This window comes from Pseudomonas inefficax (assembly GCF_032164165.1).
GTDB lineage: Bacteria > Pseudomonadota > Gammaproteobacteria > Pseudomonadales > Pseudomonadaceae > Aquipseudomonas > Aquipseudomonas inefficax.
Window position 1 is genome coordinate 1,208,999 of sequence record NZ_CP134401.1, and the last position, 23,094, is coordinate 1,232,092.

Genomic DNA, 23,094 nt, shown 5'->3' on the forward strand with positions numbered 1-23,094 from the left:
GACCGCGCCCGCGCCGCCTGGCTGGCGCGGGCGCCTTTCCCCACCTCACCCGCTCACGGTGAACCCCAATGGCCAAGCCTTCTTTCATCAACCTCTGGAATGCCTACCCGACCGACTCCTCGCCTTGCGACGGCGGCTGGGACAACCAGTGCGCCATTCGCATGAGTATCGCGCTCAACGGCGAGCACACCATCAAGGTGAACGCCGGTACCTACAGCGAACCACGTTGTGCCCATGGCCATGCCCGGGGTGCCGAGTCGCTGGCCAACTGGCTGTGGAAGCACCATCTCGGCGCCCCGCTGCAACTGAGCGGCAGTGCAGGCGACCGCCTCAAGCTCGGCCAGAAGCGCGGCATCATTTTCTTCAAGGACTGCTTCGCCCGTGCCGGGCAGGCATTCGACGACCGTACCGGCGATCACATCGACCTGTGGGACAGAGGCCGGGTCACGGGCTATTTCGCCGACCAGGCCCATCGTTCCAAGGCCGTCTGGTTCTGGGAGCTGAAATGAAACGTGCGCTCAAAGCCATCCCGGCCCTGCTGGTCGCGTTCGCCCTGAATGCGTGTGCCCAGCCCCCCGCCCCCTCGTCGAACGCGGCGCCTGAGGTTACCCTTGCCGGGAAAACGCTTGCGCTGGTGAACCACGAAGGCCGCTGCGCGCTGCGCAAGGCCGATGCCTCGCTGTTGCAGCTGGACATGCCCTGGCCCTGCCAGCTCAGCCCGGAGCGAGATGGCGGCAAGCCTCGCGTGGAGCAGTTCAATGGCGCACAGATCATTATTGTCAGCCATGTGCAGCCAGACCCGTCACAGCCCGGCCGTTGCGATAGCCAGTACCAGGCTGTTCGCCAGCTGGGCGAGCGCCTGGAGCCCTCCATCCTGGCGCGTGGCGCCAGTTGCTGGAACGGCCCTGTAGACCAGAAGAACTTCGTGGGGTTGTTCGAGTGGTAGCCGAAATCGCCGCCCGCGACCGCCTGCAGCCCTCGCTGCTGGACCGTCTGACCGACGACGACCCGGGCAACCCGCAGGAAGCCCCGGACAAGCGCGTGCTCAGCCTGCACCAGCTCAAGGCCTCGGTACTGCGCGACCTCGCCTGGCTGCTCAACACCACTTCGCTGCTCGACAGCGCCACTACCTTGGGCACCCCGGCCGGGGCTTCGGTGATCAACTACGGCCTGCCGGCCCTGGCCGGCAACAGCGCCTCGAACATCGACCTGGCCGCCCTGGAGCGCATCATCCACCAGGCCATCACCACCTACGAGCCACGCATCCTCGCTCATACCCTCAAGGTGCGGGCCCAGGCCGCACCTGGCGAGATGAATGCCAACGCCCTGAGTTTCGAAATCGAAGGCGACCTGTGGGCCCAGCCGGCGGCCTTGCCGTTGCTGCTGCAGACCGAGGTGGACCTTGAGTCCGGCCATGTGCGCGTGGCCCCTGCCGAACGCCGGAGGCGTGCATGAACCCGCGCCTGCTCGAGCTGTACAACCAGGAGCTGCAGCACATCCGCGAGAGTGCGGCGGAGTTCGCCCGGGAATACCCGAAAATCGCCGGGCGCCTGACGCTGTCCGGGGTCGAGTGTGCCGACCCCTATGTCGAGCGCCTGCTCGAAGGCTTCGCCTACCTCACCGCACGGGTGCAGCTCAAGCTGGACGCCGAGTACCCGACCTTCACCCACAACCTGCTGGAGATCGCCTACCCGCACTACCTGGCGCCGACCCCATCGATGACCGTGGTGCAACTGCAGACCGACCCCGACGAGGGTTCGCTGGCCGCCGGTTTCCGCCTGCCGCGTGACAGCGTGCTGCGCGCCAACCTGGGGCGCAACTCGCAGACCCCATGCGAGTTCCGCAGCACCCAGGACGTCACGCTCTGGCCCTTGCAGGTAGCCCGCGCCGAGTACTTCGGCAACCCCGGCGCTGTACTCGGGCGCCTGGCCAGCAGCGTGCCGCAAGCCCGCGCCGGCCTGCGCCTGACCCTGCGCAGTGGCGCCGAGGTGCCGTTCGCCAGCTTGCCGCTCAGCCATCTGCCGCTGTACCTCAACGGCGCCGACGAAACCCCGTTCCGCCTCTACGAGCAACTGCTGGGCAGCGCCTGTGCGGTGTTCGTGCGCCAACCCGGCGCCGACTGGGTGGAACGTATTCCGGTCGAACAGGCCCTGCGCCCGTGTGGCTTCGATGACCGCGAAGCAGCGTTGCCGGTGGTGCCCCAGGCCTTCCAGGGCTACCGCCTGCTGCAGGAGTACTTCGCCCTGCCGCAGCGCTTCCTGTTCGTCGATTTTGCCGGGCTGGAGCCGGCCGTACAGCGCTGCACCGGCCAGACGCTGGAAGTGCTGGTTTTGTTCGAGCGCTTCGACCAGAGCCTGGAGGGCAGCGTCGGCGCGGGCCAGTTCGTGCCGTTCTGCACCCCGGCGATCAACCTGTTCCCGCGCCGTGTCGACCGCCTGCACCTTTCCGATCGGGTGCATGAACACCACGTGATCGCCGACCGCACCCGGCCCACCGATTTCGAGATCCATTCCCTGCAGCGGGTCACCGGCCATGGTACCGGCCCGGATCAGGAATTCCTGCCGTTCTACGCGGTGCGCGACCCGTCGCGCTACGGCCGCGACCAGGCCTACTACATCGTGCGCCGCGAGCCGCGGGTGTTGTCCAGCGACCAGCGACGCAATGGCACCCGCTCCAGCTACATGGGCAGCGAAACGTTCATCAGCCTGGTCGATGGCCAGCAGGCGCCCTACCGCCACGACCTGCGCCAGCTGGGTATCAGCGCCCTGTGCAGCAACCGCGACCTGCCATTGTTCATGAGTGTTGGCGACGGGCGCAGCGACTTCAGCCTGGCCGACAGCGCGCCGGTCGCCGGCGTGCGATGCCTGGCCGGCCCGAGTCGGCCCAAGGCCAGCCATGCCCATGACAACCGCGCCTGGCGCCTGATCAGCCAGCTGTCGCTGAACTACCTGTCGCTGGCCGAGCATGGCCAGGGCGCCGCCGCCCTGCGCGAATTGCTGCGCCTGTATGGCGACCCGCAGGACAGCGCCCTGAACCTGCAGATCGACGGCCTGCGCGACGTCAGTAGCAAGCCCTGCACCCGACGCCTGCCGATGCCCGGGCCGATCGTTTTCGGGCGTGGCCTGGAGATCACCCTGACCTTCGACGAAAACGCCTTCCGCGGGACCGGCGTGTTCCTGCTCGGCGCGGTGTTCGAGCGCTTCCTGACCCGCTACGTGTCGATCAACAGCTTCACCGAAACGGTACTGCGCACCAGCGAACGCGGCGAGATCATGCGCTGGGCGGCCAAACCGGGGCGCAGGCCGACCTTATGAACACCTTGCAGGCCATGCAGGACGAGCCTTGGGCGTACGACTTCTTCCAGGCGCTGCGCCGCCTCGAGGCGCAATACCCCGAGCTGCCACGCTTCGGCCATTCCCTGCGCCTGGCCGACGAGCCAGTGCGCCTGGGCCAGCGCCTGGACTGCGGGTTCGCCCCGGCGACCCTGGCCTCTGTCAGCGCCGACGGCAACCAGCCGGCGCGCCTGGAGCAGTTCTTCTTCGGCCTCGGTGGGCCCAACGGGCCACTGCCACTGCACCTGACCGAATACATGCGCGAGCGCCAGCGCAACCATGCCGACTCGACCAGCAAGGCCTTCCTCGATGTCTTCCATCACCGCCTGCTGAGCCTGTTCTACCGTGCCTGGGCCGAAGCCCGACCGACCGTCAGCCACGATCGCCCGGGTGATGATTACTGGGCCGCGCGCCTGGCGGCGCTCAGTGGCCGTGGCCAACCAGAACTGCAAGGCCAGGGCGCGTTGGCAGACACCGCCAAACTGCACTGGTCCGGCCACCTGAGCGCGCAAACCCGTTACCCGGACGGCCTGTGCAGCATCCTCAGCGGGTATTTCGGCGTGCCTGTGGCGCTTGAAGAATACGTCGGCCAATGGCTTGAACTGCCCGAACGCAGCCAGCTCGGCGTGCGCGCCAACCGCCTGGGCGTGGACCTGTGCCTGGGCCGCTACGTCTGGGACCGCCAGCACAAGTTCCGGCTGTGCCTCGGCCCGCTCAGCCTCGACCAGTACCACGCCCTGCTACCCGGCGGACAGGCCTTCGTCGAACTGGCGGCATGGGTCGCCGAATACCTGGGCCAGGAACTGGACTGGGACCTCAACCTGATTCTCGCGCAGGACCAGGTGCCTGCGTTGCAACTCAATGCCGGCCAGCGCCTCGGTTTCGATACCTGGCTCGGCCGCCCTCCGCACGATGCACGCGACCTGAAGCTGGCCCGGTACTACGCCGACCAGCCGGCCGCCGCCCACCATACAAGGAACCAGGACCATGGGTGAAATCAGCCGCGCCGCGCTGTTCGGCAAACTCAACAGCATCGCCTACAAGGCCATCGAGGCCGCAACGGTGTTCTGCAAGCTGCGGGGCAACCCCTATGTCGAACTGGTGCACTGGCTGCACCAGTTGCTGCAACTGCAGGACAGCGACTTGCACCGTATCGTGCGCCAGTGCGATATAGAGCCGGCGCGCCTGGCCCGCGACCTGACCGATGCGCTGGACCGGCTGCCGCGCGGTTCGACGTCGATCACCGACCTGTCCTCGCAGGTGGAAGAAGCCGTCGAGCGCGGCTGGGTTTACGGCAGCCTGATGTTCGGCGAGAGCCAGGTGCGCACCGGTTACCTGCTGGTTGGCATTCTCAAGACCCCGAGCCTGCGCCACGCCTTGCTGGGGCTGTCGAGCGAGTTCGCCAAGCTGAAGGTCGAGGCGTTGAGCGAACGCTTCAGCGAATACGTGGGCGACTCGCCGGAGAACCACCTGGGCGCCACCGACGGTTTCAGTGCTGCGCAACCTGGCGAAGCCAGCGGCGCCGTGGCGCCCGCGGCGATGGGCAAGCAGGAGGCGCTCAAGCGCTTTACCGTCGACCTGACCGAACAGGCCCGCAGCGGCAAGCTCGACCCTATCGTCGGCCGTGACGAAGAGATCCGCCAGCTGGTCGACATCCTCATGCGCCGCCGGCAGAACAACCCGATCCTTACTGGCGAGGCCGGTGTCGGCAAGACCGCCGTGGTCGAAGGCTTCGCCTTGCGCATCGTCGCCGGCGACGTGCCGCCGGCGCTCAAGGACGTCGAGCTGCGCAGCCTGGACGTCGGCCTGCTGCAGGCCGGCGCCAGCATGAAAGGCGAGTTCGAGCAGCGCCTGCGCCAGGTGATCGAGGATGTGCAGGCTTCGCCCAAGCCGATCATCCTGTTCATCGATGAAGCGCACACCCTGGTCGGTGCCGGTGGCGCTGCCGGCACCGGCGATGCCGCCAACCTGCTCAAGCCGGCGCTCGCCCGTGGCAGCCTGCGCACGGTGGCGGCAACCACCTGGGCCGAGTACAAGAAGCACATCGAGAAGGACCCGGCGCTGACCCGCCGCTTCCAGGTGGTGCAGGTGGACGAGCCGAGCGAAGCCAAGGCGCTGCTGATGATGCGTGGAGTGGCATCGACCATGGAGCAGCACCACCAGGTGCAGATCCTCGACGAAGCGCTCGAAGCCGCGGTCAAGCTGTCGCACCGCTACATCCCGGCGCGCCAGTTGCCGGACAAGTCGGTGAGCCTGCTCGATACCGCCTGCGCGCGCGTGGCCATCAGCCTGCACGCGGTGCCGGCCGAGGTCGACGACAGCCGCCGGCGTATCGAGGCGCTGGAGGTCGAGCAGGCGATCATTGCCCGTGAAGCCGCCATCGGCGTGCCTACCGCGCAGCGCCAGGCCCAGGCCGAAACCCTGCTGGCCGAAGAGCGCCAACGCCTGGCCACGCTGGAAAGCCGCTGGGCCGAAGAAAAGGCCCTGGTCGACCAGTTGCTGGCCACCCGTGCCCAGCTGCGCGACCAGGCCGGGGTGGTCGACCAGGACGCGCAGGTGCCTGGCAACCCTGAACTGCGCGAAACGCTGGCCGACCTGCAACGGCGCCTGAGCGCCCTGCAAGGCGAGAGCCCGCTGATCCTGCCGACCGTGGACTACCAGGCAGTCGCCTCGGTGGTGGCCGACTGGACCGGGATCCCGGTGGGGCGCATGGCGCGCAACGAGATCGAGACCGTGCTCAACCTCGACAGCCTGTTGGCCAAGCGCATCATTGGCCAGGACCATGCGCTGAAAATGATCGCCAAGCGCATCCAGACCTCCCGCGCCGGCCTCGACAACCCGAACAAGCCGATTGGCGTGTTCATGCTCGCCGGCACCTCTGGCGTGGGCAAGACCGAGACTGCACTGGCCTTGGCCGAGGCGTTGTACGGCGGTGAACAGAACCTGATCACCATCAACATGAGCGAGTTCCAAGAGGCCCATACCGTCTCGACCCTCAAGGGCGCCCCACCTGGCTACGTCGGCTACGGCGAAGGCGGCGTGCTGACCGAGGCCGTGCGCCGCCGGCCGTACAGCGTGGTGCTGCTGGACGAGGTGGAGAAGGCCCACCCGGACGTGCACGAGATTTTCTTCCAGGTCTTCGACAAGGGCGTGATGGAGGACGGCGAAGGCCGCCAGATCGATTTCCGCAACACGCTGATTCTGCTCACCACCAACGCCGGTACCGAGCTCATCGCGCGCACCTGCAGCGACCCGCAGGCCCTGCCCGACCCGGACACGGTGGCCAGCCAGCTGCGCCAGCCGCTGCTGGAAATCTTCCCGCCGGCGCTGCTCGGCCGCCTGGTGACCATCCCCTACTACCCGCTCAGCGACGCCATGCTCAAGGCCATCACCCGCCTGCAACTGGAGCGCATCCGCAAGCGCGTGGAAGGCACGCACAAGGTCGGCTTCGCCTACGACGAAGGGGTGGTGGAGCTGATCGTCTCGCGCTGCAGCGAAACCGAAAGCGGTGGCCGCATGATCGACGCCATCCTCACCAACGGCCTGCTGCCGGACATGAGCCGCGAGTTCCTCACCCGCATGCTCGAAGGCAAGCCGCTGGCCAGCGTGCGCATCAGCCGCCGCGACAACGACTTGCACTATGACTTCGGCGCAGCCGACTGACAGGACCGACCATGCTGTTCACGCAGTTCACGCGCCTGGCGCAGATCAACAGCCCGTTGGGGCCGGACAAGCTGATCCTGGCCGAAATGGGCGGCAGCGACGAGCTCGGCCGCTTGTTCGACTATGAGCTGCAGCTGACCAGCGACGACCCGGCCATCGACCTCAACGCCCTGCTGGGCAAGCCGATGAGCCTGAGCGTGCAGCAGGGCCTCGGCACGTCACGTTACTTCCATGGCATCGTCGCCCGCTGCAGCCAGTCGGTGGACCAGGGCCAGTTCGCCAGCTACCGGGTCACCCTGCGCCCATGGCTGTGGCTGCTGACCCGCACCAGCGACTGCCGCATCTTCCAGCACCAGAGCGCGCCGCAGATCATCAAGCAGGTGTTTCGCGATCTGGGCTTTTCCGATTTCGAGGATGCCCTGAGCCGCAGCTACCGCGAACGCGAATACTGCGTGCAGTACCGCGAGACCAGCTTCGACTTCGTCAGCCGGCTGATGGAAGAGGAAGGCATCTACTACTTCTTCCGCCATGAAGCGCAGCGCCACGTGCTGGTGCTGGCCGACGCCTATGGCGCGCACCCGCAGGTACCTGGTTACGAAAGCGTGCCCTTCTACCCGCCGGACGGGCAGCACCGCGAGCGTGACCACATCAACGACTGGCACCTGGCCCAGGAAGTCCAGCCAGGTTCCCTGGAGCTCAACGACTACGACTTCCAGCGCCCCAGCGCGCGTATCGACGTGCGCTCGGCCATGCCACGCCCGCATCAGGCCGGTGACTACCCACTGTACGACTACCCCGGCGCCTACCAGCAAAGCCAGGATGGCGAGCATTACGCGCGTACGCGCCTGGAATCGCTGCAAAGCCTGCACGAGCGGGTCGAGCTGCGCGGCAACGCCCGTGGCCTGGGCAGCGGTCACTTGTTCAGCCTCAGCGGTTTCACCCGCCAGGACCAGAACCGCGAATACCTGATCGTCGGCGCACGCTACTACGTGCACCAGGAGCGCCTGGAAAGCGGCACCGGCAGCGGCGCGGCGCAATTCGAAAGCAACCTCAGCTGCATCGACGCACAGCAGAGCTTCCGCCCGCAGGGCAACACCGTGCGGCCTATCGTCAAGGGCCCGCAGACCGCCGTGGTGGTCGGCCCCGCCGGCGAGGAGATCTGGACCGACCAGTATGGCCGGGTGAAAGTGCACTTCCACTGGGACCGCCACGACCAGTCCAACGAGAACAGCTCCTGCTGGATCCGCGTATCACAAGCCTGGGCCGGCAAGAACTGGGGCTCGATGCAGATCCCGCGCATCGGCCAGGAGGTGATCGTCAGCTTCCTCGAAGGCGACCCCGACCGGCCTATCATCACTGGCCGCGTCTACAACGCAGAACAGAGCGTGCCCTACGACTTGCCCGCCAATGCTACGCAAAGCGGCATGAAAAGCCGCTCGAGCAAAGGCGGCAGCCCGGCCAATTTCAATGAAATCCGCATGGAAGACAAAAAGGGCGCCGAGCAGATCTACGTGCATGCCGAGCGCAACATGGACACCGTGGTCGAGCAGAGCGAGACGCTGGCCGTCGGCATCAACCGCACCCAGACGGTGGGCATGCTGGAAACCATCACCATCGGCCAGGACCGCATCCGCGCCGTGCGTCGCGACGACATGTTGCTGGTCGGCGCCAGCAAGACCGATAGCGTCAGCACCAGCTACCTGATCGAAGTGGGTGAAAACCTGCGCCTGGTGTGCGGCAAGAGCGTCATCGAGCTCAACGCCAGCGGCCAGATCAACATCAGCTGCGAGCAGTTCAGCTTCCATGCCAAGCAGAACGGCGAGATCAATACCGACGGCACCCTCGACCTGAACGTCGGCAGTGGTGCGCAGACCGCGCCCGACAACCAGGGTGTGAAAAAGACCATCGACGACTCGGTGAAGGCGATCTTCTCCGGCTCCGACCAGTAACGAGACCTGTCATGAGTTATCGCGTCAACGAATTCCGCCTGGCCCTGCCCGATGCCGCCGTGCAGGACAGCAGCATCAACATCCTGCGCTTCGAGGCGCTGGCCACTTCGCTGATCATCAGCCGCAGCCTGCTGGCCGAAGGCGAGACCTTGCAGAGCAATTTCGACGGCCAGTTGCAGCGCCTGCAGCAGCAGGTCAAAGACCTGCGCATGCAGCCTGCCCAGGCGGTGCGGGTAGGCACCGAGCAGGCGATCGCCGCCATCGAGCTGAGCAGCCAGTTCAGCAAGGGCCAGGAAAAGGTCTATCAGTACCAGCTGGCCCTGGTGCTGCCGGGCACGCGCAAGATGTTTGCCTTGAGCTACGTCAAGGCCAGCCCGCTGGGCGCGGCCGAAGCGGCGCACTGGGCAACCATCAAGCAGTCGCTCGACTTCGACAACCTGGGCTGATCGCGCACCATGTCCGACGCCCTGTGGGCCGCCCGCGAAGGCGACGCGCTTATGCACACCTCGATGCTGGCGGACATTGTCGGCGGTGTACTGGAAATCGCCGCCACCGTGGCCATCGGCGCCCTGGCCACTGCCGCCGTGGCGGCAGCGTTCGGCTTGACCGTGGCCACCGGTGGCCTGGGCTGCTTCGTGCTGGGCGCGGTGGTTGGCCTGGTGGTCGGTGTGGTCATGGCCAAGACCGGCGCCGATACCGGCCTGAGCCGATTATGCGAGGGCATCGGCAATTTCCTGTTCCCGCCGTCGGTGCAGGCCACCATCATCAGTGGCTCGCCGAACACCCGCACCAACGGCATGCGCGCGGCACGTGCTGCCGGCATCGTCACTGGCCCGCCGGCACCGCTGGAGCAGGCCGGCGCCGAGGCTGGCGAGGCGAAGGAAGAAAGTTTCCTGGACATGGCCAAGGGCTTCTTCTCGCAGATGTGGCGGCCGACCGTGGCCACGCCCGCTGCCAATACCTTGCCAGCACCGGACGACAAGGTACTGTGCAGCAAGCACCCGCCAATGCCACCGCAGTACCTGGCCGAAGGGTCAAGCAAGGTGCTGATCAATGGCCACCCGGCCTGCCGCAGCGGTGACCGCAGCACCTGCGAAGCGGTGATCGTCGACGGTGGCCTGGTATCGAGCAACGTGCGCATCGGCGGTGAACCGATCGTGGTGCGCGAGATCCGCAGCGGCAAGACGCCGGGCATCGGCCTGGCAGTGACCGCGCTGATGCTGCTGCGCGGGCGTGGCGGCAAGTTCTACAGCAAGTTCGGCTGCATGCTGGTGGGCGGGGTGAGCAGCGTCGTAACCGGCCAGGTGACCAGCGCCCTCACCCAGGCCATGGCCGGTTCGCCCAACCCGGTACATGCGGCGACCGGCGGCAAGGTCCTGTGTGGCGATGAAGACCTCGACTTCACCGTGCAGGCCACCCTGCCGATCGCCTGGCAACGCCTCTACAACAGCCACGACGAGCGGGTCGATGGCTTGTTCGGCGCGGGCTGGAGCCTGCCTTACGAAGTTTCGGTAGAGGTCAGCGAAGACGATCACCTGGTGCTGGTCGACGAGCAGGCCCGCCGGGTGGACATGGGCATCATCACCTTGGGTGATGCGGTGTTCAGCGTCGGTGAAGGGCTGAGCGTACGCCGGGCGCACAACGGCGAGCTGCTGACCGAAAGCCGCGAAGGCGAGTATCGGCTGTTCCAGCCGACCCCGGGGCGGCCTGACCGACTGCGCCTTAGCCAGATCGGTGATCGCAACGACAACCGGATCTACCTGGACTACGACAACCAGGGCCGCCTTTGCCAGTTGCGCGATACCTTCGACCAGGTGCGTGTCCGGCTCGGCTACAGCGAGCAATGGCCACAGCGAGTGAGCCACGTCGACTTCCACGCGGCGAGCGGCGAATCGCAACGCTTGGCCAGCTATGGCTATGACGCCAACGGTGACCTGGCTCAGGTGCTGGATGGCGCAAGCCAGCCGCTGCGCGGCTTTGCCTACGACGCCGCCCGACGCATGATCGAACACCGTACTGGCGGCGGCCTGTGTTGCAACTACGAATGGGCGCAGCATGAGGACGGTTGGCGGGTGGTGCGACACTGGACCAACGGCGGCGACAGCTACGCCTTCGAATACGATGTGGCCGCAGGGATCACCCGGGTGACCGACAGTCTTGGCCGCGTCGCCGTGCGCCACTGGAACCCGCAGTATCAGATCACCGCCTACACCGATGCACTCGAGCGGACCTGGCGCTTCGAATGGAACGACGAGCGCCAGTTGCTCGCGGCAAGCGATCCCATGGATGGACGCTGGCAGTTTTTCTACGATGAGTCGGGCAATCTTGCCGAAACGGTCGACCCGCTGGGGCGTAGCGAGTCGACCGAGTGGCTCGAGCATTGGTCGCTGCCTCGCAGCCAGACCGACCAGGCCGGCCACCGCTGGACATTCGCCTACGACCAACGCGGCAACTGCACGCGCGAAACCGACCCGCTAGGCCAGCACACACGCTATCGCCACGATAGCCAGGGCAACCCTGTCGAAATCATCGATGCCAATGGTTCCAGCCGCCACCTGCGCTGGAACGAGCAAGGGCTGCTGGTCGAACAGCGGGACTGCTCCGGCTACCTGACCCGCTTCACCTACGACACCTTGGGCCACTTGCGATCGATCACCGACGCCCAGGGCGAGCGCACCGACTACCAGCATGACAGCAAGGGTCGCTTGCGCAGCGTGACCTTGCCCGATGGCCGCAGCGAAGCGTTTGCCCTGGATGCCAGCGGCTTGTTGGCCCAGCACATCGACACGGCAGGTCATGTTACCCAATACCGGCGTAACCGCCGCGGGCAACTGGAACTGCGCATCGATGCGCTCGGCCGGCAGGTGCGCTACCAGTACGATAACCATGGGCGCCTGCTCGCGCTGTACAACGAAAATGGCGAAGCCTACGGTTTCGAATGGGATGCAGGCGACCGGCTGATCGCCGAACGCGACCTGGACGGCGGCTTGCGGCGCTACCAGTACGACCCACTGGACAACCTTGTCCAGGTGACCTTCCTGCCTGCACCAGGCAGCACAGAGGCGCCCATTGTTCATCGAATGGCGTACGACGCCGGCGGTCGCCTGCTGACCCGCCATACCGATGAGGGACGCACCGACTACTGCAACGACCCATTGGACAACGTGGTTGCGATCCGCCGTACCGCCGTGGATGGCCAGGTCGAGGAACTGGGCTTCGCCTTCGATGCACTGAGCCAGTTGCTCGAAGAACACAGCGCGCAGGGCAGCGTGCAGTACCAGTACGACCCGCTCGGCAATGTCACCCGCACGCGAGTCCCCGACGGCCGCTGGATCAACCGCCTGTACTACGGCAGCGGGCACCTGCACCAGATCAACCTCGATGGCAAGGTGGTGTGCGATTTCGAGCGTGACCGCGTACACCGGGAGACGCTGCGTCTGCAGGGCAACCTGGCGATTCAACGCCAGTACGACCGTGGTGGGCGCCTGCGCACTCTGCTGCGCCGCCCGGCAACCCAACCCAGCCAGCTGCCGGCGCCAGACCAGCAGCGGTACCAGTTCGACGCGGCCGACCAACTGGCCGTACGCGAGGTGCAGCACCCCGGCAGCGGCTATTTGCAGGCTTATCAGCATGATGGCTGCGGCCATGTGCTGGGGCGCCAGGACAGCCCTGCCGGCCAGCGCGAAGCATTCCGCTACGACCCGGCCGGCAACCTGCTCGACCCGCTGGCAGCAGGTGCCGGGCTGGTCCGGCACAACCGCGTGCTCACTTTCGAGGACAAGCGCTATCGCTACGATGGCTTCGGTCGCCTGGTGGAAAAGCGCAGCCGCCGCCGCGGTACGCAGCATTTTCGTTACGACGCCGAGCACCGGTTGGTCCAGGTGCGCAACCTGCAACCCGGGCGGGAACGCATCATCGACATGCGCTACGACCCGATGGGCCGGCGCACCGAAAAAATCGAGTCGACGCTCGACGGCCAGGTGGTCAGCCGCACCCGCTTCAGCTGGAGTGGCCTGCGCCTGCTCGGCGAGCAGCACAATGGCCGGCAGGCGCTGTACCTGTACGAGGACGATGGCCACGAACCGCTGGCCCGGGTGGACGGCCTGGGTACTCACCAGCAAGTGCTGCATTACCACAATGACATCAACGGCCTGCCGGAGCAGTTGACCGATGACGCTGGCGAGGAGGTGTGGTCGGCGCGCTACCTGACCTGGGGCGCAAGCTGGGATGAACAGCGGGCTACCCGTCTGCCGGAAGAACAGAACCTGCGCTTCCAGGGCCAGTACCTGGACCGCGAAACCGGCCTGCACTACAACCTGTTCCGCTTCTACGACCCGGAGATAGGCCGCTTTACCCAGCCTGACCCGATTGGTCTGGCCGGTGGTTTGAACCTTTACGAGTTTGCGCCCAACCCGTTTACCTGGATCGACCCATGGGGGCTGCTCAAAGAAGGCGAATCCGCAGGCTTCGGCACCGATGCTCATAAAAAAGACGGCCACGATGCCCATGAAATCATGCGTCACAAGTTCATGCAGGACAAAGGTATCGCCACGACTAACCGGGTAAAAGGCAACCCGGCAATGGCGCTCAAGCGTAGCAACCACACCATGGTTCACGACGAGGAGCGCCGCTTGCGAGCACTACGAGGGCTGGGGCCAAACCAGATGCTCAAGCGCGGCAAACTGGAAATCCGACTGATGTCCGAAGCTATCTACAACACATTGGTTACCCGTAATATCGTGACCCAGGACCAACTCCGCACCGCCAGGCGGCTAGCCCGGTCATATGCAAAAAGCAAGGGATGTTATTGACGTGCATTCAATGAAGATCGTGTTTACCGAAGAAGACAAAGGCTTCGGTCAGGTGGGTGGCAGCGTCCGCATGGACGACCCAGGCTTGTGGCCTTTGTCGCCCGATACCCAGGAGCCGATGACGCCTCTGTGTACGGTCACGGAAAACTTCCTGCCGGCTAAAATCTTTCCGCCCGGCATGGCTGCCACGGTATTCATCACAGCTCGAAAACAGCGCGCCGGCGGCTTCAAGCAATCCGTCGTCAGCCGCTACTCACTTCATGAGCAAGCGGAGCTACCCGGTATCCACAATGGTTACGCACGGTTCATTCTCCACCGGCTGTGTGAGGAGGAGTTACCAGCCCCGCCTGGAACGCTCTTGCTGGAGCGCCGTTTTATCGACTTCGAGCCAATGACCGAAGAGGAATTCGCCGAAGAGCACGATGACGAGGACTCCGGTCTTGGCATCAGCAAGCAACTCGGTCGAGCAGCCTGGATGCAAGATCCCATCTATGTTCCAAGCCGGTACCTGCTTCTTTTACAACTGACCGACTACGAAATCAGCCGCTGGGCCCCCCAGCAGGAAGGGATCTTCCTGGATGGCATCGGTTACATCTATCTGGACAAGCAAGCCCGACGAAAAAACCAAGGCGACGAAGCCGGGTTCTTTTTCGTTCAGTACGCCTGAATGGCCGAAAGAACATGCCTCTGATATGAACATTTACTATTTGGACAACCTGCCATCCCCTTGGGGAGACTGGGGCGCGGCACTGCTTCAGGGGATGATCGCCTGGGATGAAGATACCGACATAGACAGCATCGAGCGCGCCGGCCCCTATACCCCGGCCGCGTATATCCGGTCGGGTTCGCTGGTACTCACCGAGCCGGTCAAACAAGCCTTGGAAAAAAGCGGCTTGAAGGGCATCAGCCGTTATGAGCACCTGGAAAAAACCCACATCGTGCACATCGACTGGTTGCACTGGGATACCAGCAAGCCCATTACCGACTACCTCGATCTGGAAGGCGGGCCGACCTCGATCATCGATACCTTGCCGCATGACCCGGCACTGGCCAAACGCATGCCGGAGTATTGGCAAGCATTCGTCGTGGGCAAGCTCAACCTGTTCAAGGACTCACAGCACGAACCTGCTGACCTCGGCCAGTATCTCAAGGTGCTCAAGGCCGATGAACAGGCCGACTTTTTCAAAGGCGATGTTTATCGTGGGTATTTTCTGAGCGAACGCGCCAAGGAATGGCTGGAAGGGCAATGTCCAGGATGCTTTACCTTCACCCTGCTTTCCTGCGCGTCATGAAGAAAATCGTGCTGTCCCAACAAGATCGCGGCGTCGGCCAGATCGGTGGTGCGCCTTTGCTCAAGGACCTTTCCCTGTGGCCGGCCAACCCGCAAACCGGTGGGCTGATGACGCCCATCATGACCCTTACCGAACAGTTCCAACCGGCCCGGTTCGTCCCGCCAGGCATGGCTATCACCGTTTTCCTTGCAGTCGAGCAACAGCAGGACGGTAGCTTCAACCGCCCACTTCAGCGTCGCTATACGGTCAATCAGCAGTCTGAACTGCAGAGCGTCATCAGCGGTGGCTTTGCCCGGGTCATCCTGCATGAACTCGCCAGCCAGCCCCTGGAGCCCAGCACCCCGCCCTTGCTGCTGGAGCGAGCGTTCATCGATTTCGAAGAGATGACCGACGAGGAGCATGACGAGGAGCATGAGGATGAGGACAGCGGGATCGGCCTGAGCAAACCCAGCGGCCGCCCCTGCTGGCTGCAGGATCCGATCTACGAACCACCGCGCTACATGTTCATGATGCAACTGGTGGACGCCGACGTGGCCAAAGCCAGTCCGCAACATGTTGGGCTGTTTGGCGAAGGTAACGGCTTCCTGTTCGTGGACATGCAGGCGCGCCGTGGCAAGGAAGGCGATGACGCCGGGTTCTTCTTCATTCAGTTCACCTGAATCAGTCCAGCTGCCGAGCCCTCAGCGCCTGCGCCAGCATGTCAATGAAGGCCCGGACCTTGGCTGAACCGTACTTGCTCTCCCGGTGCAGTATATGGATCGGCCAAGGCGCCTCTTCATAATCGGCCAGGATCACCTGCAGCTGCCCGCTGGCCAATTCATCTGCGACCTGATACGACAGCAGGCGGGCAATGCCCAACCCGCCGCTGGCCGCAGCGATCGCCCCGTCATTGCTGGTCACCATCAAGCGGGGTTTCATGCGCACCAGGGTCGGTTCATCGGTTATTCCGAAACGCCAGCCGGCTCGCGGCGACAGGTTTGTGGTACCGATCACCGCATGTTCCGCCAGGTCGGACGGGTGCTTTGGCACGCCATGACGCGCCAGGTATTCGGGAGAGGCGCACAACATGCGTCGGACCCTGCCCACCCGCAGTGCTTTGAGCCCGGAGTCGGGCAAGGGGCCGATACGAACGGCCACGTCCATGCCCTCCTCTACCATGTTGACGATGCGGTCGAGGAAGTAGGCGGAAACGTCAACCTCAGGGTACTGCTGCAGGTAGTGGACGATGCACGGCATGACGAACTTCTTGCCGAACAGGATGGGCGCAGTGACGGCCAGGTCGCCCTTGGGCGTAGCGTTGATGCCAGCGGCGGCTTCGTTGGCCTCGTGGATGCTGGCGAGGATATGCCGGGTATCTTCCAGGTAGCGGCCACCGGCTTCGGTCAGGCGCACGCTACGGGTGGTGCGCAGCAGCAGCTTGACCCCGAGTTGCTCTTCCAGGGCGCTGACGGCACGGGTGACCGCAGCTGGGGAGATGTCCAGGCGGCGGGCAGCGGCGGCGAAGCTCTCCAGCTCGCCTACGGCGACGAACACCTTCATCAGGTGGATCTGGTCCATGCGGGCTCCTGGGATTGTGAGGTGCCGGGATTATCTTTCATCTGGGCATTTTGTGTTGCCTGTGCCGGCCTTTTCGCGGGCTTGCCCGCTCCCACAGGTCATTCACCATCCCTGAGGGCAGTGGAGTACCTGTGGGAGCGGGCAAGCCCGAAGGGCCGGGACAGGCTACTTACAGATCCAGCACCAACGCCTGCGCCCCCTCCTCCGACCGGGCCGGCACGGCACAGCAGATCAACACCGACCCCGCCTCCGGCAGCTCGGCCGGCAGGTTCGGGTAATGCACCTGGCCACTGACCAACCGGGTCTTGCAGGTACCGCACGATCCACCTCGGCAACTGAACTCCGGCGCCAGCCCACGCGCCTCGGCCAACTCCAGCAGCGTACCGCTACCGGGCGCCCAGCGCGCCTCCTTGGCCGAAGCCGCAAAGTATACCGGCACCGGCTCGCTGGCCGCCGGCGGCTGTTGCAGGGTGGGCTGGTCATCGTCGGTGTGCCGCCGAAGCGTCGACGGGCCAAAGGCTTCGGCATGGATCCGTGCATCCGGCACATGCACCCCGCGCAGCCCTTCATACAGGTCCTGGGTAAAACTGCCCGGGCCACACAGGTAGAAATCGTAGTCGTCCAGCGCAAGCGTCGTCTTGACCTGCTCGATACCCAGCCGACCGGCAAACTCGTAATCACGCCCCACCAGCGCATGCTCTTCCGGCTGGCTAAGGGCGCGGTGCACGTGCAGCAGGCCGCCAGCCTGCTGCCGCAAGCTTGCCAGCTCCTCACGGAACGGCAGGTCGGCCAGGCTGCGCGCACCATGGAACAGATGGATGCACCGTGCCCGCCCCTTGTTCAACTGCTCGCGCAGCATGGCCAGTAATGGCGTGATACCCACACCCGCGCCGATCAGCACCAGCGGCCGTGTGCTCTGCTGGTCCAGCGTGAAGCTGCCCATCGGCGGGCGCACGTTCAGCACATCGCCGGGCACGACACGCTCATGCAGGTGCCGCGAAGCAGGACCCTGGGCTTTGACGCTGATGCGCAGGTAGCCGTCCGAAGGCGCGCTGGACAGGCTGTAGGTACGGATCAGTGCTGCCTCGCCGTCGAGCTGGACTTGCACCGGAACATGCTGCCCTGGGGCAAAAGCCATCGCACTACCTGCAGGAGGCTCAAGGTAGAACGAGCGGATATCGCGGCTTTCCTGCTCCACCCGCAGCACACGCCAGGCCTGCCATTGGCGCTGCTGTTGGCGTTGCTGCAGGCGTATGTCGGCCTCGGCCCAGGTGCCGGTCATCAGGCTGGTCGGCGCGTACTCCTTGAAGGCCCAACGCAGGGAAACGGCAGCCGGGCGCCATACCACCTGCTCTACCTCCAGCGTCCACAAGCGCTCGGCGCCTTCGAACGCCTGGATGGCCGGGCTGTCCAGCAGCAACTCGGCATGCCCATAGAGCTGCAACACGTTGCCGTTGCTGAAATCGATGAACAGCAACCCTGCTTGCGGGTTCACCAGCAGGTTGCCCAAGGTGTTGAAGTGCAGGTTGCCAGCATAGTCGGGAATGGTCAGGCGGTTGCCTTCGACCTTGACGAACCCGGGCCGCCCGCCACGGTGGGAGACATCCACCGAACGCTGGCCGTCGTCATGCTCGACATAGCTGGCGACAAAGAAAGTATCGGCTGCCTGGATAATGCTGACAGCCGAGGCATCGAGTGTCGTCGCATCGACACGCCCCTGGGCGGGTTCTGCGACGCGGGTGTAGTCACGCAGCTGGATGTACTGCGGGCAGTTGCCGAACGACTGCTCCACAGTCACCTGCAGTTGCCTGTCGCCGGCCTCGCGAATCTGCCCGTTGAGGCGGTTGCGCCGGCGAGTGTGCAGTTCGATCCCCAACAGGCCGACCGCCTGCCCGGCTGCCAGCCCCGGGGTAGCGGGATCGTCTGCCGGCAGTTGAGTGTCGATCGTCAGCTGGCGCGGGTCCGGCGAGCTGACGAAACCTTCCGGCCCTTCCAGCAGCGTCGCCCAGGGCCGCCCCAGTGCGTCCACGCTGGCAGCGACCATGAATGGCAACTGGTTATAGAAAATACGATGCTGATCGGGCATGTAGTCACGAATGACCTTCTGCCCGAACGCCTCCATGCGCTCCGCGACACCGGCTTTTTCCTGCAGGGTCTTCTCTCCCGCATGCCAGGGGGAGGAGTGGTGGTCCGGGTTCTGTTGCATGGCGGCGTTCCTCGCAGTGGCTGAGCGTCAGGCGCTGGTCTGCAGGCCGATCACGGTGCGTGGCATGGGCACGAAGCGCGGCAGCGCCTCGATCCGCGCCAGCCAGCCGCGTACGTTGGCATAGGGCTCCAGCGACACATTGCCCTCAGGTGCATGGGCGATGTACGAGTAGTTGGCGATATCGGCGATGGTGGGTGTGCTACCCGCCAGGAAGGGCCTGTTGGCCAGCTCGGCGTCGATCACTTTCAGCAGGGTGTGGGCGCGGGTAATCACTTCATCGGTGTTGAACGAGGCACCGAACACCGTGACCAGACGCGCAGCAGCAGGGCCGAAGGCCAACGGGCCGGCAGCGACAGAAAGCCAGCGCTGGACGCGGGCGGCGGCAGCGGGTTCCTCGGGGAGCCAGGTGCCGTTATCGTACTTCTTGGCCAGGTACACCAGGATGGCATTGGAGTCGGCGACCACCGTGCCGTTGTCATCAATGACCGGGACCTGGCCGAACGGGTTGAGGGCGAGGAAGTCCGGCTGCTTGTGCGCGCCTTTGGCCAAGTCGACGAACACCAGCTCGGTGGGAAGGTTCAGCAGCGAGAGCATCAGCTCGATGCGGTGGGCGTGGCCGGACTTGGGGAAGTTGTAAAGCTTGATCGGGTTCGACATGGGCTTGGCTCCTCGTCAGCACCGGGATGGGCTGGTGGAGCACATGCTGCACTGGTTCGACTGACAGCAGAATCCGCGTGGCGGGGAAACCATAATTTCGCGAGGCGGAATAATGCACTCAGGCTTCTGCCCTCTTCGCGGGCAAGCCCGCTCCAAAAGCATTACACCCTCCCGTGGAAGCGGCTTTAGCCGCGAAGAATCCAACACGGTGCCTGGCACCGGCTGCGCCGGTGTTCGCGGCTAAAGCCGCTCCCACAGGTCCCTGCTAAATCAGAGAAATCAACCCAATCGCTGCTGCCGTTGGTAGAGGTAAAGAACATGCACAGCATCAACCACCAACGGCACAGTGGCCTGGTGTTCTTCGAGGCTCATCTTGTCCAGGACGGAAAAATTTTCCTCCGAACCGTGCAAGGCAATAGCGTCGAGATATTCTTGAAGATGGGCAGGTAATTCTGTCCATCGTCCCAAACGAACACCCCGCATGTACCCGAAGCACCACTCTTCAAGCACTACAATTTCGCCCTGCGCAGTATCTCTGACCTCAAAGAACAGATTCAGCTCATCCGTGGCTTCGCTGAGCATAATCGCGACGGTGTTGTAAAACTTGATGATCAAATCCGTGTAGCGCTGAGCCTGGGCCTTGCTTTTGAACCGAGGCAGTTTGCCGCCAGAAACCTCCGGCAACCACTCACTTGGTGGCAGCAGATGCGGCGAGCTGCATAGGGCATTCACAAAGCCATCGAGTTCACTGACATCAAGTATCGCGTCATCATTGCCATACTTGAAAAGCAGCTCTCCCAGCTCGTCCAACTCCTGGTCGGTGATGGGGTGACTCATAGAGGTCAATCCTGCAGCCGGTGGTAACGGTAAAGCTTGCGTGCCGCCTCGGTCACCTGAGGCACGCAGGCCTGGATATCCGCTTCGCTCATCTGGTCCAGTAGCTCGAAGTTGTCCTCCAGCCCATGCAGCGAAATGGCCTTGAGCAGTTGGTCCTGCTCCGGCGGCAGCTCGGCCCAGCCGGCGACCTGGGTGCCGCGCATGTAGCCAAAGCACCACTCCTCCATGATGATTACATTGCCCTCTTCGCCTTCGCTTTCTTCGAACAGCGGCTCAAAGTGGTCGACATCGTCGCCCAACTCCTCCGCCACCTGGCTGGCATAGCGCAGCATCAATGCCGTATACGCCTCTTCATGCGCCGGCTTCTTGAATTTCGGCACCTTGCCGCCGGCCACCGCAGGCAGCCACTGTTCAGGCATGACGGTAGTCGGCGAGCTGGCCAGGGCAGTGAAAAAGCCATTGAGCTCGGCCAGGTTGAGTACCGAGTAGTCATTGCCGTAGGTGATCAGCAGGTCTTCAAGGCGGTCGAGTTCTTTTTCGCTGAGAGGGGGGAGCATGGCGTGGACATCCTGGGAAGCAAAAGTGTGTGCACCCTAGCACAGCAACGTCCGAAGGGCTGCCCGCGCTTGCAGCTACGCGGGCAGATTATCTAACGTGGCAACCAGCCATGCAGCTGCTGCTGCCTGCCCGTGCCGATCAACAGCCACAGCAAAATACGACATTTGCGCGGGCAGAGCTGCCCGCCCATGTGTACCCCCTTGGCCTGCAGGTCGATCTCGGCTCCGGTAAAACCGTAGGAGGCCGAGGCTGTGGGACCACTGCCTGTGCGGGTGGCAACAATCACAGGCAAGGTGGGCGCGAGATGGCCAAGCACTTCGGACCAGCTAGCGGAAACGTGACCGGCACCGAAACCGGCTATGACCAGTCCCTCATAGCCCAGTGTCGCTACAGCCTTCAACAACGCCGTATCTGCGTCCAGGCACGCTTCCAGCATTGCAACCCGATGCTCGGTACGATGCGGTAACGGCAGCACCTCTCGTGGGACTGGCGGTTGACGATATACCACGACACCTTCCACAACATCGCCCAGTGCTCCGCACCCGGGCGATTCGAATGCAGCCATCGCGAGGCTTGCCGTCTTGCGAACCCTTGCAGCGCAGTGGACCTGATCATTCATCAGCACCAGAACACCGCGACCACGACTGCCAGGCGCCAATGCCACCTGCGCCGCAGCCAGCAGATTGGCCGGGCCGTCGTTGCCCGGCTGGCTGGCCGCGCGCATGGCACCGGTCATTACCAATGGCACATCGAACGGCCAGAGCAGATCAAGGAAATACGCCGTTTCCTCGAGGCTGTCGGTACCTTGGGTCAGTATCACCGCGTGTGCTCCACGAGCCACCTCGCCCCGGGCCCAGGCCAGCACCTCGAGCATCGCCGCAAAGCCCAGCGAGGCACTGGGGAGCAGGCCCAGAGTGACAGCCTCAAGATGGGCCATCTCACGCAGCTGTGGCAACTCGGCCAGTTGCTCAGCGCAGTCAAGCTTGGGCATCACCCCACATTCGCTTGCACTTGTCCGCATACTCACCGTCCCTCCCAGGCTGGCGATCGACAACCTGGGCAGGTTTGCATGCGCTTTCATACGCCACCTCCAGCAAGCAGCCCGACCAGCGGAACGATCGCCAGTGTGCTGATGGCCATCGACACTACATTGCCGATGTAACCATGCATGTAGGCTGGCAAGCGCTGACTGATGGCCACTGCCAACAGTGGCGCTACCAGCGCACCCAGCACTGCACTGGCTACGACCACTTGCCAGCCTCCACCGTGGGTGAGCACAGCGGCAGGGACGATCGAGACGATGGGAATGTAAGTGGGGTACCAGCCTCGCGCCTGCCATTGGCGACGCCAGAACACGACACCTACCAGTGATGCCAGCGCCTGCCCGGCAACCATCGGAATCAGCAGCAGCGAACCGTAGACCGGCGCAGCGGGGGCCAGCATGTAAGCCAGAAACACCCCCAGCAGTAGCCCGAGGCTGGCCAGTTCATTGCCGAAGAATGGCGCTTCGCTGAAATCGGCCAGTACACGCCGCAGGGTCCAGAACACACCGTAGTCGGGTTGGGCCGCAACGGGTTCATGTGTGGTGGGCGGATGGCTGGGCCGTACCCATGATGGAAAGTGCCAGCACAGCATGAACGCCACCACGCTTGCCAGCGCCATGCCACTTACGTTGCCGACTACCACCGGCAACTGCAGGGGATAGCACAGGTAGTTGACCATCAGCAGGCTGGCTGGTGTTACCAACAGCGCTCCCAGCAGTGCGCCGCTGATGGTCACCCGCCAACCCGCACCAAACAACAGCACCATGGCTGCTGGCAACGATACGAAAGCAACGAAGGTCGGTTGCCAGGTGCCACTGGCCAATGTCCATCCCCACAACGCGTGACTGAGCAACAAGCCCAGCAGCGAACTGGTGAACACCCACGGCCATAATCCGCTGCCGTAGCAGATGGCAAAGCCGTGCCAGCGATACCCGCGCACGTGGGCCCAGTGCGCCAGGCAAGCTCCCAATAGCAAGCCCAGGGCAGGCAACTCATGCTTGTAGAAGGCCACTTCGCTGATATCACCAACTATCCAGCGCAGGCGGCTGAGCGGCTGATCGAGCGTCGCGGCCAGTTGCGTGTAGTCCGGCCATTGGCCCTGTACGAGGCTGGCAACCAGCAGCACCAGCAGACAGGCAAGGATCAACACCGACGAACGCTGCCGGTTGGGGAAGAGTAGCGTTTTCAT

At 64.2% G+C, this 23,094-nt stretch carries 19 protein-coding genes; 12 read left to right on the forward strand and 7 right to left on the reverse strand.

Features of this window, described 5'->3' with window-relative positions; genetic code table 11:
• Window positions 1–68 precede the first annotated feature (68 nt).
• From RIN61_RS05385 to RIN61_RS05440, 12 genes are read left to right on the forward strand one after another with little or no spacing between them, the layout of a single operon-like run.
• On the forward strand, window positions 69–509 hold the full coding sequence (locus tag RIN61_RS05385; protein ID WP_207879239.1) for a type VI secretion system amidase effector protein Tae4: 441 nt from the start codon (window positions 69–71) through the stop codon (window positions 507–509).
• On the forward strand, window positions 506–946 hold the full coding sequence (locus RIN61_RS05390) for a hypothetical protein (RefSeq protein WP_207879237.1): 441 nt from the start codon (window positions 506–508) through the stop codon (window positions 944–946). Before RIN61_RS05385 ends, RIN61_RS05390 begins: the two co-directional genes overlap by 4 nt.
• The gene (gene tssE, locus RIN61_RS05395; RefSeq protein WP_112253434.1) at window positions 940–1,455 is read left to right on the forward strand and encodes a type VI secretion system baseplate subunit TssE; all 516 of its coding nucleotides are present in this window, start codon (window positions 940–942) and stop codon (window positions 1,453–1,455) included. The genes RIN61_RS05390 and tssE overlap by 7 nt, the downstream gene beginning before the upstream one ends.
• Entirely contained in the window at window positions 1,452–3,314 is a 1,863-nt protein-coding gene (gene tssF / locus RIN61_RS05400) for a type VI secretion system baseplate subunit TssF (RefSeq protein WP_112253433.1), read from the forward strand. Before tssE ends, tssF begins: the two co-directional genes overlap by 4 nt.
• Window positions 3,311–4,327 (forward strand): type VI secretion system baseplate subunit TssG, encoded by a 1,017-nt coding sequence (gene tssG, locus RIN61_RS05405; RefSeq protein ID WP_112253432.1) that lies wholly within the window; start codon window positions 3,311–3,313, stop codon window positions 4,325–4,327. Before tssF ends, tssG begins: the two co-directional genes overlap by 4 nt.
• Window positions 4,320–6,995 (forward strand): type VI secretion system ATPase TssH, encoded by a 2,676-nt coding sequence (tssH, locus tag RIN61_RS05410; RefSeq protein ID WP_112253431.1) that lies wholly within the window; start codon window positions 4,320–4,322, stop codon window positions 6,993–6,995. Before tssG ends, tssH begins: the two co-directional genes overlap by 8 nt.
• Window positions 6,996–7,006: 11 nt before the next feature.
• On the forward strand, window positions 7,007–8,944 hold the full coding sequence (locus tag RIN61_RS05415; protein WP_313856123.1) for a type VI secretion system Vgr family protein: 1,938 nt from the start codon (window positions 7,007–7,009) through the stop codon (window positions 8,942–8,944).
• 11 nt (window positions 8,945–8,955) lie between these two features.
• Window positions 8,956–9,390, forward strand: a complete 435-nt coding sequence (locus RIN61_RS05420; RefSeq protein ID WP_112253429.1) for a DcrB-related protein — start codon at window positions 8,956–8,958, stop codon at window positions 9,388–9,390.
• 9 nt (window positions 9,391–9,399) lie between these two features.
• A complete protein-coding gene (locus RIN61_RS05425) occupies window positions 9,400–13,755 on the forward strand; it encodes an RHS repeat-associated core domain-containing protein (RefSeq protein ID WP_313856126.1) in 4,356 nt (1,451 codons plus the stop codon).
• A gap of 10 nt (window positions 13,756–13,765) precedes the next feature.
• On the forward strand, window positions 13,766–14,422 hold the full coding sequence (locus RIN61_RS05430; RefSeq protein WP_112253427.1) for a hypothetical protein: 657 nt from the start codon (window positions 13,766–13,768) through the stop codon (window positions 14,420–14,422).
• The gene (locus RIN61_RS05435; protein WP_181457382.1) at window positions 14,334–15,047 is read left to right on the forward strand and encodes a hypothetical protein; all 714 of its coding nucleotides are present in this window, start codon (window positions 14,334–14,336) and stop codon (window positions 15,045–15,047) included. The genes RIN61_RS05430 and RIN61_RS05435 overlap by 89 nt, the downstream gene beginning before the upstream one ends.
• Before the next feature lie 8 nt (window positions 15,048–15,055).
• Entirely contained in the window at window positions 15,056–15,706 is a 651-nt protein-coding gene (locus RIN61_RS05440; protein ID WP_313856130.1) for a hypothetical protein, read from the forward strand.
• 1 nt (window position 15,707) lies between these two features.
• Here RIN61_RS05440 and RIN61_RS05445 read toward each other — a convergent pair whose 3' ends face one another.
• The 7 genes from RIN61_RS05445 to RIN61_RS05475 form a co-directional block, all read right to left on the reverse strand.
• Window positions 15,708–16,604, reverse strand: a complete 897-nt coding sequence (locus RIN61_RS05445; protein WP_112253425.1) for a LysR family transcriptional regulator — start codon at window positions 16,602–16,604, stop codon at window positions 15,708–15,710.
• Between the two features lie 169 nt (window positions 16,605–16,773).
• Window positions 16,774–18,810 (reverse strand): pyridoxamine 5'-phosphate oxidase family protein, encoded by a 2,037-nt coding sequence (locus RIN61_RS05450; protein WP_112253424.1) that lies wholly within the window; start codon window positions 18,808–18,810, stop codon window positions 16,774–16,776.
• A gap of 27 nt (window positions 18,811–18,837) precedes the next feature.
• Window positions 18,838–19,467 (reverse strand): glutathione S-transferase family protein, encoded by a 630-nt coding sequence (locus tag RIN61_RS05455; protein ID WP_112253423.1) that lies wholly within the window; start codon window positions 19,465–19,467, stop codon window positions 18,838–18,840.
• Between the two features lie 279 nt (window positions 19,468–19,746).
• Window positions 19,747–20,304, reverse strand: a complete 558-nt coding sequence (locus RIN61_RS05460) for a UPF0149 family protein (protein WP_313856133.1) — start codon at window positions 20,302–20,304, stop codon at window positions 19,747–19,749.
• Between the two features lie 5 nt (window positions 20,305–20,309).
• The gene (locus RIN61_RS05465; protein WP_112253421.1) at window positions 20,310–20,861 is read right to left on the reverse strand and encodes a UPF0149 family protein; all 552 of its coding nucleotides are present in this window, start codon (window positions 20,859–20,861) and stop codon (window positions 20,310–20,312) included.
• A gap of 92 nt (window positions 20,862–20,953) precedes the next feature.
• Window positions 20,954–21,943, reverse strand: a complete 990-nt coding sequence (locus RIN61_RS05470; protein ID WP_112253420.1) for an asparaginase — start codon at window positions 21,941–21,943, stop codon at window positions 20,954–20,956.
• Complete coding sequence (locus tag RIN61_RS05475) at window positions 21,940–23,094, reverse strand: hypothetical protein (protein ID WP_313856137.1); 1,155 nt, start codon at window positions 23,092–23,094, stop codon at window positions 21,940–21,942. The genes RIN61_RS05470 and RIN61_RS05475 overlap by 4 nt, the downstream gene beginning before the upstream one ends.

What these genes read in the sequence shown, in the direction of transcription:
- RIN61_RS05460 (WP_313856133.1), bottom strand. Translation starts at nt 20,304, where the DNA reads ATGAGTCACCCCATCACCGACCAGGAGTTGGACGAGCTGGGAGAGCTG.
- RIN61_RS05385 (WP_207879239.1), top strand. Translation starts at nt 69, where the DNA reads ATGGCCAAGCCTTCTTTCATCAACCTCTGGAATGCCTACCCGACCGAC.
- tssF (WP_112253433.1), top strand. Translation starts at nt 1,452, where the DNA reads ATGAACCCGCGCCTGCTCGAGCTGTACAACCAGGAGCTGCAGCACATC.
- RIN61_RS05425 (WP_313856126.1), top strand. Translation starts at nt 9,400, where the DNA reads ATGTCCGACGCCCTGTGGGCCGCCCGCGAAGGCGACGCGCTTATGCAC.
- RIN61_RS05415 (WP_313856123.1), top strand. Translation starts at nt 7,007, where the DNA reads ATGCTGTTCACGCAGTTCACGCGCCTGGCGCAGATCAACAGCCCGTTG.
- tssG (WP_112253432.1), top strand. Translation starts at nt 3,311, where the DNA reads ATGAACACCTTGCAGGCCATGCAGGACGAGCCTTGGGCGTACGACTTC.
- tssH (WP_112253431.1), top strand. Translation starts at nt 4,320, where the DNA reads ATGGGTGAAATCAGCCGCGCCGCGCTGTTCGGCAAACTCAACAGCATC.
- RIN61_RS05475 (WP_313856137.1), bottom strand. Translation starts at nt 23,094, where the DNA reads ATGAAAACGCTACTCTTCCCCAACCGGCAGCGTTCGTCGGTGTTGATC.
- RIN61_RS05420 (WP_112253429.1), top strand. Translation starts at nt 8,956, where the DNA reads ATGAGTTATCGCGTCAACGAATTCCGCCTGGCCCTGCCCGATGCCGCC.
- RIN61_RS05435 (WP_181457382.1), top strand. Translation starts at nt 14,334, where the DNA reads ATGGCATCGGTTACATCTATCTGGACAAGCAAGCCCGACGAAAAAACC.
- RIN61_RS05430 (WP_112253427.1), top strand. Translation starts at nt 13,766, where the DNA reads ATGAAGATCGTGTTTACCGAAGAAGACAAAGGCTTCGGTCAGGTGGGT.
- RIN61_RS05390 (WP_207879237.1), top strand. Translation starts at nt 506, where the DNA reads ATGAAACGTGCGCTCAAAGCCATCCCGGCCCTGCTGGTCGCGTTCGCC.
- RIN61_RS05450 (WP_112253424.1), bottom strand. Translation starts at nt 18,810, where the DNA reads ATGCAACAGAACCCGGACCACCACTCCTCCCCCTGGCATGCGGGAGAG.
- RIN61_RS05445 (WP_112253425.1), bottom strand. Translation starts at nt 16,604, where the DNA reads ATGGACCAGATCCACCTGATGAAGGTGTTCGTCGCCGTAGGCGAGCTG.
- RIN61_RS05465 (WP_112253421.1), bottom strand. Translation starts at nt 20,861, where the DNA reads ATGCTCCCCCCTCTCAGCGAAAAAGAACTCGACCGCCTTGAAGACCTG.
- RIN61_RS05470 (WP_112253420.1), bottom strand. Translation starts at nt 21,943, where the DNA reads ATGAAAGCGCATGCAAACCTGCCCAGGTTGTCGATCGCCAGCCTGGGA.
- RIN61_RS05455 (WP_112253423.1), bottom strand. Translation starts at nt 19,467, where the DNA reads ATGTCGAACCCGATCAAGCTTTACAACTTCCCCAAGTCCGGCCACGCC.